This is a genomic window from Taurinivorans muris (genome assembly GCF_025232395.1).
In the GTDB taxonomy this organism is placed as follows: Bacteria; Desulfobacterota; Desulfovibrionia; order Desulfovibrionales; family Desulfovibrionaceae; genus Taurinivorans; species Taurinivorans muris.
The window spans coordinates 2,113,805-2,128,632 of sequence record NZ_CP065938.1 but is presented as its reverse complement, the minus strand read 5'-3'; the positions used below and the strand labels follow the sequence as shown (position 1 = coordinate 2,128,632).

Genomic DNA, 14,828 nt, shown 5'->3' with positions numbered 1-14,828 from the left:
TATATCTTCAAAATCAGTTTTCCATGAACTTTCTGATAAGGGTTGGATCAACCTTGAAACCGGGTCCCATAGTGGTTGAAACAGCCATTTTTGTCATGTAGGTACCTTTTGCGGCACTTGGTTTCAAGCGCTGCACTGCATCCAAAAGAGCTTTCAAGTTATCTTGGATTTTTTCCGCACCGAAAGAAACTTTACCGAGCGGAGCATGAAGAACACCGGCTTTGTCAACTTTAAAATCAACCTTACCCGCTTTCAATTCTTCAACTGCTTTTGCAACATCAAAAGTAACCGTGCCGGTTTTTGCGTTTGGCATAAGTCCGCGAGGTCCGAGCTGACGGCCCACCTGACCAACCAAAGCCATTACGTCGGGAGTTGCAACGGCTGCGTCAAAATCAAGGTTGCCAGCTTTGATGCTGTCAACCAAATCTTCCGCACCTACGATATCAGCTCCTGCTGCCTTTGCTTCGGCTTGTTTGTCACCTTTGCAGAAAACGGCAACACGTACGGTTTTACCTAAACCGTGAGGAAGAGAAACAGCACCGCGAACCATTTGGTCGGAATATTTTGGGTCAACACCTAAGTTGAGAGCCACGTCAACTGTTTCATCAAATTTTGCATAGGAAGCAGCCAGTGATTTTTGCACTGCTTCTTCCACAGTAAAAAGAGAAGCCAAATCAACTCCTTCTACTGATTTACGATATTTTTTTCCATGTTTGGGCATTGGTATTTCCCTTCTTTGCTCTATTCGTTTTGAATCTCCTACCCCTTACAGGTAGTACTGCCGAGTCCAACGATAAAACACGCGAATTTCACGTACAATCGATTGGAAAACTGCCCTAATTAACCTTTTATTTCAAGTCCCATTGAACGTGCTGTGCCTTCAATGTTTTTAATAGCACCTTCAAGGTCTTTGCAGTTGAGGTCAGGCATTTTAACTTTTGCAATTTCTTCAACCTGAGCTTTAGTTACTGAACCGACTTTTTTACGGTTTGGCTCACCGGAACCTTTTTCTGTTTTGGCAGCTTTTAAAAGCAATACCGGAGCAGGCGGGGTTTTGGTGATAAAAGTAAAAGAGCGATCAGCATAAACAGTGATAATTACAGGAATAATCATTCCTTTTTGATCTTGTGTGCGAGCATTGAACTCTTTACAAAAGCCCATGATATTAACACCGTGTTGACCTAAAGCAGGACCAACAGGAGGAGATGGGTTAGCAGCTCCGGCTGGGATTTGCAATTTGATTTTGCCTACTTCTTTCTTGGCCATGATGATTTCCTTTATATAGCCCGAATATTAGACTTAATATAAGGCGTTATCCCTTCGTGACTTGAGAAAAATCAAGTTCGACAGGAGTTTGACGCCCAAAAATAGATACTGAAACTCTAAGTTTGCCTTTATCATGGTTCACATCTTCCACAGTACCATTAAATCCGCCAAAAGGTCCGTCAAGCACGCGAACGTCATCGCCCGCTTCAAATTTCACTTTTGGTCCCGGATTATCCTGTCCTTCCTTCACCAAGGAAAGAATACGGCGGACATCGTCGCTCGCCATGGGAGCGGGACGGTTTTTGCCGCCGACAAATCCGGTTACTTTCGGTATGCTTTGAACAAGATGCCATGAAAAATCGGTCATGGTCATTTGGACCATGATATAACCCGGAAAAAGTTTGCGGGTTACGGTTCTTCTTTGTCCGTCCTTGCCGATTTCAACAACTTTTTCAGTCGGCAAAAGAACCTGATGGATAAGCCCTTCGTCTTGAGCTGTTCGTTTCAGCTCGTTGATTTGCTTTTCCACTCTCATCTCAAAACCGGAATAGGTATGCAACATATACCAGTTATGATATTCGTTTTCATGAGAGCTGAAAGCAGGGTCGGAAGAACCGCTTGCAACTTCAACGATATTTTCTTGGCTCACTTCTTGAGAGTCAATATTGATATTTTCTTTATCCATGATAAAACTCCAATTAGGAAAAATAACTATCCGCTATGACAAAATCATGCGAATAGCACCAGAAAGGAGAAAATCCACTAAACCTAAAAGGAGCGCCATGACGGTAACAAATCCTAATACAACCAAACCGGTTGTACGAGTTTCTTTCATGGTTGGCCAACTTACTTTACGAAGCTCAGTACGAGAAAGTAAGAAGTAGCTTTTAAAAGCAGAAAAGCGTTCTGACAAACTGCTTTTGCTTTGCTTTGATTTTTGTGCTTCCGCTGCTTTATTGGCAGGTTGTGAAGCATTTTTTACTTCTGCGTTATCTTTGCTCATAAATATCCCAATTATGAAAGAAAATGGCAGGTCAGGAGGGATTCGAACCCCCAGCATTCGGTTTTGGAGACCGACGCTCTACCGTTAGAGCTACTGACCTGCTCTATGAAAACTACTTGGTTTCTCTGTGAAGCGTATGTTTCTTATCCCAAGGACAATACTTTTTCACTTCAAGACGACCAGTAGTATTCTTCTTGTTTTTTACCGTCGCGTAGTTACGTCGCTTGCACTCAGTGCAAGCAAGTAAAATATTAACGCGCATTTGTTACTCCAAAATTTCAGTAACAACACCGGAACCAACAGTACGTCCACCTTCACGGATAGCAAAACGCAAGCCTTGTTCCATAGCGATTGGGTGGATAAGTTCAACGGTGAAGGTAGAGTTATCACCAGGCATAACCATTTCCACGCCTTCTGCAAGAGCGATAGAGCCGGTGATGTCAGTGGTACGGAAATAGAATTGTGGACGATAGCCGGTGAAGAATGGAGTATGACGTCCGCCTTCTTCTTTGCTCAAAACGTAAACTTCTGCTTTGAACTTCTTGTGAGGAGTAATAGATTTTGGAGCAGCGAGAACCTGACCGCGTTCAACTTCTTCACGTTTTACGCCACGAAGGAGAACACCGACGTTATCGCCTGCTTCACCTTGGTCAAGAAGCTTACGGAACATTTCAACACCGGTACAGGTGGAAGTCATGGTAGGTTTAATACCAACGATTTCAACTGCATCGCCAACTTTGATAACGCCTTTTTCAACACGGCCGGTAACAACTGTACCACGACCTGAAATTGAGAAAACGTCTTCAATAGGCATGAGGAATGGTTTATCAACTTCACGTTGCGGATCAGGAATATAATCATCGCAAGCCTGAAGAAGATCGAGAATGCATTTAGCTTCTGCGCTGTCAGCGCTGTCGGTATTGAGAGCGTTAAGAGCGGAACCTCTGATTACAGGAATATCGTCTCCCGGGAAACCGTTTGCTGTAAGAAGTTCGCGCATTTCCATTTCAACGAGTTCGAGAAGTTCTTCGTCGTCAACTTGGTCGCATTTGTTCATGAATACGATAAGATAAGGAACACCGACTTGGCGGGCAAGAAGGATGTGTTCTTTTGTTTGAGGCATAGGACCGTCGGTTGCGGCAACAACGATGATTGCAGCGTCCATTTGAGCGGCGCCTGTGATCATGTTTTTGATGTAGTCGGCGTGACCCGGGCAGTCAACGTGAGCATAGTGACGTTTTTCAGTTTCGTATTCAACGTGAGAAGTAGCGATGGTGATACCGCGTTCTTTTTCTTCCGGAGCTTTGTCGATACTGTTGTAGTCAATGAATTGACCATTACCTTTAAGACCAGCAACTTTGGTGATAGCAGCTGTTAAAGTAGTTTTACCGTGGTCAATGTGACCGATAGTACCAATGTTAACGTGAGGTTTGGTACGTGTAAATTTTTCCTTACCCATGAGAAGTCTCCTAAATTGGTTACTTATTACTATATTGTCTATGCTAGCAGCAAAGATGCTGTTAATCATAATAATTTATACAAGCAGAAACTTGAATAAACACCTTAGTCAATAGCATATAAACAGGTCACATTGTAGGGGAAAAAAGATTAAATTGACAGGATTGGAGCGGGAAACGAGATTCGAACTCGCAACCCTCAGCTTGGAAGGCTGATGCTCTAGCCGTTGAGCTATTCCCGCCCAGTGCAGTAGTTCCCCGACAGCGCGTACTGTCTCCTACAGCTAAACCAGCAAAAAAGCTGGTGGTGGGGGTTGGATTTGAACCAACGAAGTCGGACGACGACAGATTTACAGTCTGTTCCCTTTGGCCACTCGGGAACCCCACCACGCTATGAACTCATATGAGTTTGCCAATTTCTTGGCAGGCCTTTAGCTTTCTCATTGCGAGAAATATATGGAGCTGGCGATGGGACTTGAACCCGCAACCACCTGATTACAAGTCAGGTGCTCTACCAATTGAGCTACACCAGCACGAAGTGTCTTATATACTTTTTGAGAAACTATTGCAAGCTTTTTTTTCAATCCTGCAAACTTTCGTTCCTCTCAGCAAGAGCTGTACTTATATATAAACTTAATCCGCTTGTAAAGCAAAATTTTCACTTTTTTTTATTTTTTTCTAACGTGCCTGTTTAATTATATTAAAATGCCCTGCCCATGGTAAATTCGAAACGTCCGTTCAAACTTTCGCCATTATAGGCATCGGTAAGCGGGAAACCGTAAGCGAACCGCAAATCTCCGAGCGGAGAGTTCCACCGCACTTCCAAGCCTGCTGAATAAAAATTCTTATCAAAAAGCGTTTCATACGTTTCATCAGACAATGTCGCAAAGTCAAAGAAAGGCACGGCGGCGATGCTGTATTCTTCACTGATACGCCAAATATATTCAACAGAGCCGTAAACGGCTTTCGTTGCCCCGATGACTTCCTGCGTTCTGGGGTCGAGAGTCGAAGCGTCTTCGTAATCATAGCCGCGAAGTGTACTCATACCGCCGATATAAACCCGTTCAAAAGCCGGAATCGGATCGTCACCGTTTTTATAAACCGCAACGCCTGAAATCCTGCCATGCAGAACATGGTTTTTTCCAAGTCCCAAATATGCGCCGTACGAACCGCGAACTTTGATAAAATCATCGGTGCCGCCAATAACCCCGCCGCCATATTCGACAAAAATACTTTCCTTCGTGCCTCTTGTCGGAAAACGGGAACTGTTTGTCGTATCCCGAACAATACCGGTACTTGCAACGCTCGCCCAGTTATTTCCCTCATAAGACTTGATCGCAGAGCTTGCATAAGGCTGAATATTATACATTTCATAATATTCCAATTTATAATTCAGGACAATGCGGGTATACTCGCCTATGGGATAAAAAACTCCCAGCTCCGTTCCGGTGGCTTTCCTGTCATAGCTGGACCATTCGTAATCTTCGCTGTATATGTTTGCGGTAAAACCCAAATTCGTATCATTGACGCGGGGGTTCACGAAATAACCGCGCATGGAGGATTTCTTGCTGGACACATACCCCTGCAAACCGACGGAATATCCTTTGCCGAACAGATTGTCTTTTTGAATGTTTGCGCTTACCCCGATGTTGTCATAGGTGGAATAGCCGATACCGAGCCCGACCCTTCCCGTATCGTTTTCAACGACGGAAAGCTTCATGTCCACTTCACCGGAAACGCCTGTCGGCAGCAAATCGACATTGACTTCTTTAAAATAGCTCGTCATGTTCAGTCTGTCGATGGAACGCTGAACTTTGCTGCCGTCATAAGCCTGCCCGTCAGCCAGACGCAATTCGCGCAAAATGACATTGTCCCTGGTTGAATGGTTGCCTTCAATGATCACATTCCTGATGTAAACTTTTTCATTCGGCTGCAAAATAAAATAAACGTCAATAAGACCGTTCGCCTTGTCAAGCGGAGTATCCACGTCAACATTGGCAAAAGCGTACCCGTAATGCGTATACAAATCCTTCAGGGTCTGAATATCGTCCTGCATTGCTGTAAGATTGAAATATTCTTCATCTTTTTGTATATTGTCAAGCTTGATTTTTTCATACAGCTCATCGGTGCTTTCAAGCAAATCCCCCCTGAAACCGATTTGCCCGATTTTATAACGGATACCAGGGGAGATATTGAAATTAACAATAATACCGTCTTCTTCATAAAAAATTTCCGGACGTGCCGCAATCGCGTCAAGATATCCGCTTTGCACCAAATAACCTTGAACCTGCTGCGTGTCGCCCTCAATATCTTCTTCTTTTAAAATACCGTACTTCGTAAACCATGAAAACATATGGTGCTTGCGGATTTTGGTCACTTTACGCAGTTCGTCCTGCATATCTTCGTCAACGCCGATCATATTGACTTCTTTCACATAAAGCTTGTTTCCCGCCTCAACATTGATGATGAGGTTCGCACCTTTCTTGTTTTCCGTCGGCTGGATATTGTACTTTGCTTCAACAAGGTAGTATCCTTGTTTGCGATACAATTCCTTAATGATTTCAAGGTCATTGATTATGGCCTTTTCATTTAACACTTTTCCGGGCTGTGTTTGTATCGCCCCGAGGGCATCTTCTTCACTGACGGCATCGTCGCCGAGCACGCGGATAGCGTTGATACGCGGTTTTTCAACGACATCGACAATTAAAACATCGTTATTGTCAACATATGCCGTCACATCATTAAAATATCCCATTGCCCAAACAGCGCGGATATCCTCATCGAGTTTTTCCGCGTCAGCCGTATCGCCTATGCGGGAAACCAAAACATTTTTAATACGTTCGGGGTCGATAAGCAATGTTCCGCGCACGACAATATCCTGTATTCCGCCTTTGCTTCTCATGGACATGTTAACAGTCTTCACCGAATCATCAACCACGGAAGAAAGCATGAGCAAATGCGCACCCTGCTTCGAAATGGAACGGGACACACCGTTTTTCGCGGTCACAAAACGCATATCCAAATCAAAACTTTCACCAACTTGGTTATATGTGCCGTAAAGGGCATAATCCGCACCTGTGTTTCTTGCTGCGGCACGGGCTGAAGCGACATCACCGACCTGTATATTTCTTTTTACGACTTGCAAACCGCTTTTGCGCAGACTATTGGTAAAAAGTTCGTCAAGGGACGCCTGCACGGTATTTTTCCCTTGGGCATTAACCGCAAAGGGAAGCAAAAGCACTTTTGATGCGGCAAAAGCATTGCCTGCCAAAGAAAAACACATCATCAATACAAAAAGAATATTAATACATTTTTTGTTCATGAAAAGCTCCGGACTTTAATTCAACGACACGTTGCATTTGATTGGCTATTTCCCTATTATGCGTCACCATGACGAGAGTCATTCTCTTTTCTTTATTCAAATTTGTCAATACCTGCATTATTTGTTCACCGGTTTTAAAATCCAAATTCCCTGTCGGCTCATCGGCAAGAAGCACTTTCGGAGACAAAAGCACAGCCCTTGCAATGGCAGCCCTTTGTTTTTCACCCCCTGAAAGAGTGGTCACAAGATGCTTAGCCCTATGGGAAAGCTCAACCATTTCAAGCAGTTCATAGGCTTTTTGCAATGCTTCGCTTTTTTTCATTCCGGAAATGATCGCCTGCATAGCCACATTTTCCGCCGTGGTAAATTCCGGCAACAGATGATGGAATTGAAAAACAAAACCCATTTCCTTATTTCTGAGAAAATTTTTTTCTTTTTCCTGCAGTGCGTGAATATTTTTATCCTCAAAAAAAACTTCTCCGGAGCTTGGACTGTCCAATCCTGCCAAGATATTCAAGAAAGTGGATTTTCCGCTTCCGGAGGCACCGAGCACGGCAAGCATTTCCCCTTTTTCAATAAAAAAATTAACGGAGTTTAAAATGCGGATTTCCTCTTGAGGGGTACTGATAATTTTAGAAACGTTCTTTAAAGAATATAACATGGCTGAAATCTCTATTCATAACGCAGCGCATCGGCAGGAACAAGTTTGGCAGCCTGCCTTGCAGGATAAACAGTCGCCAAAAAACACATGAGCATGGATGCAAGCCCTATAAGCGCGGTATCGGAAAAAGTAATCAGAACAGGCAGATGATCGGAAGCATAGACCCCGGCAGGCAATTCGATGAATTGATATTTTTGCAGTAAAAACGCCAAAAGCAAACCGCCTGCATACCCGATCAGCGTACCGATGAAACCGATAAGCGTGCCTTGCAGCATGAAAATTTTTCCGATGGAATAACTGCTTGCCCCCATGGACATCAATATTGCGATATCTTTTGTTTTTTCCATGACAAGCATGACAAGGGACGTTATGATGGAAAACGAACCGACTAAAACAATCAAAGCTAAAACAATGAACATTCCGATACGTTCCAGCTGCAAAGCGGCAAAAAGCCCCGCATTGATATCTATCCAATTCCGCACATACAAATAATCCGGAAGCACCTCTTGCAAAGCTTGGGCGATTTCTTTCGCCTGCATGGGATCATTCAAAAAAACCTCAATTCCGCTCACCCGTCCCGGCGGCACGCCGATAAGCTCCCGGGCGGACTGCAAAGAAATGAACGCCAAGCGGTTATCATAATCATTCAAACCGCTTTTAAAAATTCCTGCAACACGGTATGAAACGATTTTAGGCACAAAACCGGCTGTCGTGCGTTCTCCGCTCGGTGACATCAGATTGATGCGGCTGCCTATGCGAAGTCCGAAACGCGAAGCCAATTCTTCGCCGACAACAATGCCCTGCACCCCCTTGGACCGGATAAGACCGTCCAATGAGCCCTCTTTCAAATGCCGCAGGACCGTAAGGGCTTCATCGGCGTTACCGGGTTCGATTCCGCGGATGATAAGTCCTGTCGCTCCCTGAGGACTTGAAAACAAAACTTCCGTATACAAAAAGGGTGCGGCGGCTTTGATTTGCGGATTTTGTTTCAAATTCTTCACAATACCGCTATACCCGCCACTCCCGTCTTCATTGACATCCAACATTTCAGGAATAAGGCTCTGAATAAAAAGATGTGAATTTGCGCCTAAAATTTTATTGCGTATATCTTCGGTAAAACCGTTGTAAACCCCCATGACAACCACCAACGCGCCAACGCCGATAGCCACGCCGAGAACCGACATGACGGAAATTACGGAAATAAACGCTTGCTGCCTTTTGGAAAAAAGATAGCGTAACGCGATAAAAAGCTCAAAACTCATGAGGCGCTATACTTCATGTCTTAAATGAGGGAAGAAAATAACCTCGCGGATAGAAGGCGAATCAGTCAAAAGCATGACCAAACGGTCAATGCCTATGCCTTGTCCCGCCGTTGGAGGCATGCCATATTCCAAAGCGCGCAAATAATCTTCGTCAAGAGGGCATGCTTCTTCGTCACCGAGATTTTTCGCTTCCATTTGCTTTTGAAAACGGATACGCTGATCCACCGGATCGTTCAATTCTGAAAAGGCATTGGCAAGTTCGCCGCCCGCAATAAAAAGTTCAAACCTGTCCGTCAATTCCGGATTTTCGTCATTGCGGCGCGCAAGAGGAGAAATTTCGGCAGGATAATAATAAACGAACGTAGGCTGAATGAGTTTCGGCTCGACATCCAAATCAAAGAGCATTGACTGCAGTTTGCCGATTCCCAGGTTATCCAAATTCTTTTCGCCGCGGGAAAGGAGATAGTTTTTCACAGCTTCCGTATCCGTATAAAATTCCGGTTTATGATTGCCGTATTTTTCCAAGGAATCATGGAACGTGATACGTTCCCACTTGCCTTTTGTCAGGTCGATTTCATCTTCCTGATATGTGACGATTGTCGAACCGCAAACAGCATACGCGATGGAAGAAAACAAATCTTCCGTCAAGTCCATCAAATCCCAAAAAGTCGCATAAGCCCAGTAAAACTCACACATGGTAAATTCCGGATTATGCTTGGTATCCGTACCTTCATTCCTAAATGAACGGTTGATTTCAAACACTTTTTCCAAACCGCCCACGATAAGGCGTTTCAAATACAGTTCAGGCGCAATGCGCAGATACAATTCCATATCGAGAGCGTTGTGATGCGTCACAAAAGGACGGGCGTTCGCCCCCCCTGCGAGAGGGTGCATCATGGGCGTTTCCACTTCCACAAAATCCCTGTTCTCCATAAAATTCCGAAATTCACGGATAATGCGGGAACGCTTGCGGAAAACGTCACGGGCTTTGGGATTTACGATTAAATCGACATACCGCTGGCGAAAACGCATTTCAACATTGGTGAGTCCCGCATGCTTGTCCGGCAAAGGACGGAAAGATTTCGTCAGCAGTTTGACGGAGGAGCAGGAAAGGGTCAATTCCCCCGTTTTCGTACGGAACAACGTACCGTTCACACCGACGATATCACCAACATCAAGTTTTTTAAAAACTTTAAATTCGTTTTCGTCAATACGGGACTTATCCGCATAACACTGCAAACGTCCTGTCCTGTCCTGCAAATGGAAGAAAATGACTTTCCCGAAAGAACGGGAGGAAATAATCCTTCCTGCCAAAACAAAGACGGTGTCGATAGCTTCCAGCTCTTCTGCGCTGTACCCCTCAAATTCAGCACGAACGACACCGCAGCTGTCTTCCTTTTTAAAACCGTTCGGAAACAGCGGTACGCCGGAATCCCATATATCGCAAGATTTTGCCACACAGTTTTTTATAACTTCGTTCAATTCCCCGTGCTCTTGAAAACTCTCAAGCATGGGCATAAAATAAGAAACATGTTCAGACTGACTTGCAATTTTTATCGCTTTTTGATGATTGGGGGTACTCATTAAAACTCCACAAAAAAATATCAGAAGATTATGGGTTTCAATACTATTGAAATATGTTCCCATAGTCAAGACAAAGAACGAAAAAAAAACAAATTTCCTTAGAATTTTTATATTTATTTTATTGACAAAGCCATAAGGAACAAGTTACTTTTCTTAAATGATTTTACCGTATAAAACCTTTAAACGCTTTATTCAGCATATTCAATGGATAAGCGTTTTTGTTTAATCAACAGCCTTTGTTAAAAAGGAGATACATCATGGCAAAATGCTTAGGCAAATCCCTTACATTTGAAGATATCTTACTTGTACCTGCATATTCGGACATCACTCCGGACATGGTGAGCCTTGAAGCATGGCTTACTCCGGAAATAAAACTCCCCATTCCCCTTCTTTCCGCCGCAATGGATACGGTTACGGAATCCGCCATGGCTATTTCCATGGCACGCAACGGCGGCATAGGAATCATTCATAAGAACATGAGCATTGCGGACCAAAGGCTGGAAGTTGAAAAAGTAAAAAAATCCGAAAGCGGCATGATTTTGGACCCCGTCACCGTCGGTCCCGATGACACGGTGCAAAAAGCTTTACAGCTCATGCACGATTACCGCGTAAGCGGTTTGCCTGTCGAAAAAAACGATACCCTTGTCGGCATTCTGACCAACCGTGATGTGCGTTTTGTGACAGAACCTGAAAAAGTCCTTGTTTGCGAAGTTATGACAAGGGACAATCTTGTCACCGTTCCCATGGGCACAACCCTTGAGGAAGCCAAAAAACACCTGCACACCCATAGGATTGAAAAACTGCTCGTTGTGGACGCAAACCGCAAGCTCCGCGGACTTATCACCATGAAAGACATTGATAAAGTCCAAAAATATCCGGATTCATGCAAGGACGACAAAGGGCGTTTGCGTGTCGGGGCAGCCATAGGCGTCGGTAAAGAAAGCGAAGAAAGAGCGTCCGAGCTTTTGGCAGCCGGCGCTGACGTTTTGGTTTTGGACTCAGCCCATGGACATTCCGAAAATATTTTGCGTGCGGTCAGAAATATCCGTTCCGCTTTCCCGAAAGCGCAGCTCATCGCCGGCAACGTGGCAACCTATGAAGGAGCCAAAGCCCTTATAGAAGCGGGGGTTGACACGGTGAAATGCGGAATCGGTCCCGGTTCTATCTGCACGACTCGTGTCGTTGCGGGGGTCGGCGTGCCTCAAGTCACCGCTATCATGGAAACAAGCCGCGCAACACGGGAATACGGCAAATGCCTCATTGCCGACGGCGGCATCAAATATTCCGGCGACGTGGTCAAAGCTCTTGCCGTCGGTGCAAATTCCATCATGGCGGGCTCGCTCTTCGCAGGGACTGACGAAACTCCGGGAGAAATCATCTTATACCAAGGCAGAACCTATAAGACATACCGCGGAATGGGCTCTATCGACGCCATGAAAGACGGCAGCTGCGACCGTTATTTCCAAGAAAAATCAAAGAAATTCGTACCGGAAGGCATTGTGGGACGCGTTCCTTCCCGCGGTCCTGTTGCCGAAACCATTTATCAGCTCATGGGCGGACTTCGCTCCGGTATGGGCTATCTTGGAGCGAAAGATATTCCTACGCTTTTTGAAACCGCCCAATATGTGGAAATTTCTTCCGCCGGCCTCAGGGAAAGCCATGTTCATGATGTCATCATCACAAAGGAAGCCCCCAATTACAGAATTGAACAATAAAAATAATGCAAAAAACACCGCATAAACAATAACCATCAGAAATAAGGTCAATATGTCAAAAGTAATTATTATCGACTACGGTTCACAAGTGACGCAACTTATCGCCCGCCGCGTGCGCGAACTGGGTGTTTATTCGGAGATCCACCCCTGCCAAGTGAAAGCGGACAAAATCAAAGCGCTGCAGCCGGACGCAATTATTTTATCCGGCGGACCGGCAAGCGTCGGCGAAGAAGACGCTCCGAAATTGGATATGGGACTGCTTGAAATCGGTGTGCCGGTGCTTGGCATTTGCTACGGCATGCAGCTTTTGGCGCACAATCTCGGCGGTGAACTTTCCCAATCGGAAACACGTGAATACGGACCTGCCGAATTAGAATTTTGCGGAAAAAGCACGCTTTGGAACGGACTTGGCAAAAGCTCCCGCGTGTGGATGAGTCACGGCGACAAAGTAAGCAAAGCCCCGCAAGGTTTTGACGTATGCGGAAAAACATCTACCCTCGGCATTGCCGCCATGTGCGATGAAAAACGCAAAATCTACGCTCTGCAATTCCACCCGGAAGTGCACCACAGCCTTGACGGTACAGCCATGATCAAAAACTTCCTTTTTGAAGTGGCACACCTCAAAGCCGACTGGAACATGCACAATTTCGCCGAACGGGTTATCGAAGAATGCCGGGAAAAAGTGGGCGGCGGGCACGTTATATGCGCCTTGTCCGGAGGGGTTGACTCAACCGTTGTCGCCGTGCTTTTGAATAAGGCAATCGGGCACAAGCTGCATTGCATTTTTGTAAATAACGGCGTGCTGCGTGAAAACGAGGGCGAAGAAGTTGTCAACTATTTACGGGAACACTTTGATTTGAATTTGAAATATGTGGACGCAAGCAAACTTTTTCTCGATAAATTGGCAGGCGTTGACGACCCTGAAAAAAAACGGAAAATTATCGGACATACCTTTATCGATGTTTTCGAGCAAGAAGCGAACGCCATTAAAGCCGGCGGCGTCAGCGTGAAATTCCTTGCCCAAGGCACGCTCTACCCCGATGTTATCGAATCCGTTTCCCATAAAGGTCCGAGCGCTGTCATTAAAAGCCACCACAATGTGGGCGGCTTGCCGGAAAAAATGGATATGGACTTGATCGAACCGCTGCGCGAGCTTTTCAAAGACGAAGTGCGTGCCGTCGGAGCCGAACTTGGCATTCCCGAATCTGTCTTGTGGCGCCACCCTTTCCCCGGTCCCGGACTTGCCATACGCATTATCGGTAAAATAACCGAAGAACGCCTGAATATTTTGCGTAAGGCGGATACCATTGTGCAGGAAGAATTGCGAGCTTCCGGTTGGTATCGCAAAGTATGGCAAGGCTTTGCCGTGCTTCTTCCGCTTAAGACCGTCGGCGTTATGGGCGACGGCAGAACCTATGAAAGCGTTATCGCTCTGCGTATTGTGGACAGCGTTGACGCAATGACAGCCGACTGGTCACGCATTCCGGAAGACGTGCTTGCCAAAATGAGTACAAGAATTATCAACGAAGTGCGCGGCGTCAACCGTGTAGTGCTTGACATTTCCCCAAAACCGCCCAGCACTATCGAATGGGAATAAAAAATTTAGGCTACAACTTTTACAAGATTGTAGCCTTTTTATTATTACATAGTATTAACGTATTTTTTTTCATAACTAAATCTTTGAGAAAAACTCTTCATTTATTTGGTAATCTTTTATTTCAGTTACTCCTAATTGAAGTTCAGCAAGTTTATTAATAAATTCCTCACCGTCCATTAAGTCAATTTGCTGTTTACCGCTTTTACAAGCATCTTCGATTGCCTGCTGTGTAAATGTTCCGGTAGTTATAAATAACGCCTTTTCAATGTCGGTTGTTAATGAGCCTCTAAAATCCCTTATTTCAGAAACATTAACATTTCCTCTATAACGCTTACATTGAAAAGCAATATTAAATGTAAAAATACCATTTATCTTAAGCTTACCAATACCATCAATACCACCATCACCCGATTTTTTTGTTACTTTAACTTCCGAGAACCCACACTCACGTAATAATCTTTGCGTCAGTCGCTCAAACGCATATGGGTTCATTTCTAATAAAATCTTATATAAATGTTGTTTCCAGCCTTTCACCTCTTCAGGAAGATTAACATCAGGAACAAGAGTATCCACATTATTTATATCACTCTCAGATAATCCCCCTATCTCTTCTTTAGCTGAAATCATTTCTTTTTTACGATGATAACTATAAACATCTTCTCCATTCACTTTATCAATGGTCGTATAATCAGGGCAAATAGACCATACCGACCTAGCACTATTTGCTATTGCAGAATAGTTCTTTAAACACGTTCTCGCCCATGCCAATCGATAATAAACTTCTGATAAATTAGTATCGATATGCATAATATCTAATATGTTATTTGTTAACTTCAAAATCTCTATCGCCTTTTGATTAATTTCATCATTTTTTCCAGAACCGCCTAATTGTTTCAAAGCATCATATGTTGCTTCTATTAATAAAGGATAACTAGGAATATCTTTTTTCATCACATCTCCT

General features: G+C 44.5%; 13 protein-coding genes and 4 tRNA genes. 2 read left to right on the top strand and 15 right to left on the bottom strand.

Features of this window, described 5'->3' with window-relative positions; all coding sequences use genetic code 11:
• Positions 1-13: 13 nt before the first annotated feature.
• From rplA to lysS, 14 genes are all read right to left on the bottom strand, one after another.
• Positions 14-721, bottom strand: a complete 708-nt coding sequence (gene rplA, locus JBF11_RS09875) for a 50S ribosomal protein L1 (protein ID WP_286438238.1) — start codon at positions 719-721, stop codon at positions 14-16.
• A 119-nt stretch (positions 722-840) separates the two neighbouring features.
• A complete protein-coding gene (rplK, locus tag JBF11_RS09870) occupies positions 841-1,266 on the bottom strand; it encodes a 50S ribosomal protein L11 (RefSeq protein WP_286438239.1) in 426 nt (141 codons plus the stop codon).
• A 46-nt stretch (positions 1,267-1,312) separates the two neighbouring features.
• Positions 1,313-1,828, bottom strand: a complete 516-nt coding sequence (gene nusG, locus JBF11_RS09865; protein ID WP_334316338.1) for a transcription termination/antitermination protein NusG — start codon at positions 1,826-1,828, stop codon at positions 1,313-1,315.
• Between the two features lie 156 nt (positions 1,829-1,984).
• Positions 1,985-2,269: a preprotein translocase subunit SecE gene (secE, locus tag JBF11_RS09860; protein WP_286438242.1), complete on the bottom strand. Its 285-nt coding sequence runs from the start codon at positions 2,267-2,269 to the stop codon at positions 1,985-1,987.
• A 24-nt stretch (positions 2,270-2,293) separates the two neighbouring features.
• A tRNA-Trp gene (locus tag JBF11_RS09855) sits at positions 2,294-2,369 on the bottom strand.
• A gap of 12 nt (positions 2,370-2,381) precedes the next feature.
• Positions 2,382-2,531 carry a 50S ribosomal protein L33 gene (rpmG, locus tag JBF11_RS09850; RefSeq protein WP_286438243.1) on the bottom strand — a complete coding sequence of 50 codons (150 nt, stop codon included), beginning with the start codon at positions 2,529-2,531 and terminating at the stop codon, positions 2,382-2,384.
• Positions 2,532-2,534: 3 nt separating this feature from the next.
• Positions 2,535-3,728 carry an elongation factor Tu gene (tuf, locus tag JBF11_RS09845; protein WP_286438244.1) on the bottom strand — a complete coding sequence of 398 codons (1,194 nt, stop codon included), beginning with the start codon at positions 3,726-3,728 and terminating at the stop codon, positions 2,535-2,537.
• A gap of 164 nt (positions 3,729-3,892) precedes the next feature.
• Positions 3,893-3,968: transfer RNA gene (locus JBF11_RS09840), tRNA-Gly, on the bottom strand.
• Positions 3,969-4,028: 60 nt separating this feature from the next.
• Positions 4,029-4,114 (bottom strand) — tRNA-Tyr (locus JBF11_RS09835).
• Positions 4,115-4,183: 69 nt separating this feature from the next.
• Positions 4,184-4,259 (bottom strand) — tRNA-Thr (locus tag JBF11_RS09830).
• Positions 4,260-4,426: 167 nt separating this feature from the next.
• Positions 4,427-7,048, bottom strand: coding sequence for an outer membrane protein assembly factor BamA (gene bamA, locus JBF11_RS09825; protein WP_334315301.1), 2,622 nt, complete (start codon positions 7,046-7,048; stop codon positions 4,427-4,429).
• On the bottom strand, positions 7,029-7,709 hold the full coding sequence (locus tag JBF11_RS09820; protein ID WP_334315300.1) for an ABC transporter ATP-binding protein: 681 nt from the start codon (positions 7,707-7,709) through the stop codon (positions 7,029-7,031). Before JBF11_RS09820 ends, bamA begins: the two co-directional genes overlap by 20 nt.
• An 11-nt stretch (positions 7,710-7,720) precedes the next feature.
• Positions 7,721-8,971: a lipoprotein-releasing ABC transporter permease subunit gene (locus JBF11_RS09815; protein WP_334315299.1), complete on the bottom strand. Its 1,251-nt coding sequence runs from the start codon at positions 8,969-8,971 to the stop codon at positions 7,721-7,723.
• A 6-nt stretch (positions 8,972-8,977) separates the two neighbouring features.
• A complete protein-coding gene (gene lysS, locus JBF11_RS09810) occupies positions 8,978-10,555 on the bottom strand; it encodes a lysine--tRNA ligase (RefSeq protein ID WP_334315298.1) in 1,578 nt (525 codons plus the stop codon).
• Positions 10,556-10,812: 257 nt separating this feature from the next.
• Here lysS and guaB point away from each other — a divergent pair, with 257 nt between their 5' ends.
• Both guaB and guaA read left to right on the top strand, forming a co-directional pair.
• A complete protein-coding gene (gene guaB / locus JBF11_RS09805; RefSeq protein ID WP_334315297.1) occupies positions 10,813-12,270 on the top strand; it encodes an IMP dehydrogenase in 1,458 nt (485 codons plus the stop codon).
• A 52-nt stretch (positions 12,271-12,322) separates the two neighbouring features.
• Positions 12,323-13,867, top strand: coding sequence for a glutamine-hydrolyzing GMP synthase (gene guaA / locus JBF11_RS09800; protein ID WP_334315296.1), 1,545 nt, complete (start codon positions 12,323-12,325; stop codon positions 13,865-13,867).
• 75 nt (positions 13,868-13,942) lie between these two features.
• Here guaA and JBF11_RS09795 read toward each other — a convergent pair whose 3' ends face one another.
• Positions 13,943-14,818 carry a restriction endonuclease gene (locus JBF11_RS09795; protein ID WP_334315295.1) on the bottom strand — a complete coding sequence of 292 codons (876 nt, stop codon included), beginning with the start codon at positions 14,816-14,818 and terminating at the stop codon, positions 13,943-13,945.
• Positions 14,819-14,828 lie beyond the last annotated feature (10 nt).

Bases quoted from the DNA above. Each gene is read 5' to 3' on its own strand.
- rplA (WP_286438238.1), bottom strand. From the start codon at position 721: ATGCCCAAACATGGAAAAAAATATCGTAAATCAGTAGAAGGAGTTGAT.
- rplK (WP_286438239.1), bottom strand. From the start codon at position 1,266: ATGGCCAAGAAAGAAGTAGGCAAAATCAAATTGCAAATCCCAGCCGGA.
- nusG (WP_334316338.1), bottom strand. From the start codon at position 1,828: ATGTTGCATACCTATTCCGGTTTTGAGATGAGAGTGGAAAAGCAAATC.
- secE (WP_286438242.1), bottom strand. From the start codon at position 2,269: ATGAGCAAAGATAACGCAGAAGTAAAAAATGCTTCACAACCTGCCAAT.
- rpmG (WP_286438243.1), bottom strand. From the start codon at position 2,531: ATGCGCGTTAATATTTTACTTGCTTGCACTGAGTGCAAGCGACGTAAC.
- tuf (WP_286438244.1), bottom strand. From the start codon at position 3,728: ATGGGTAAGGAAAAATTTACACGTACCAAACCTCACGTTAACATTGGT.
- bamA (WP_334315301.1), bottom strand. From the start codon at position 7,048: ATGAACAAAAAATGTATTAATATTCTTTTTGTATTGATGATGTGTTTT.
- JBF11_RS09820 (WP_334315300.1), bottom strand. From the start codon at position 7,709: ATGTTATATTCTTTAAAGAACGTTTCTAAAATTATCAGTACCCCTCAA.
- JBF11_RS09815 (WP_334315299.1), bottom strand. From the start codon at position 8,971: ATGAGTTTTGAGCTTTTTATCGCGTTACGCTATCTTTTTTCCAAAAGG.
- lysS (WP_334315298.1), bottom strand. From the start codon at position 10,555: ATGAGTACCCCCAATCATCAAAAAGCGATAAAAATTGCAAGTCAGTCT.
- guaB (WP_334315297.1), top strand. From the start codon at position 10,813: ATGGCAAAATGCTTAGGCAAATCCCTTACATTTGAAGATATCTTACTT.
- guaA (WP_334315296.1), top strand. From the start codon at position 12,323: ATGTCAAAAGTAATTATTATCGACTACGGTTCACAAGTGACGCAACTT.
- JBF11_RS09795 (WP_334315295.1), bottom strand. From the start codon at position 14,818: ATGAAAAAAGATATTCCTAGTTATCCTTTATTAATAGAAGCAACATAT.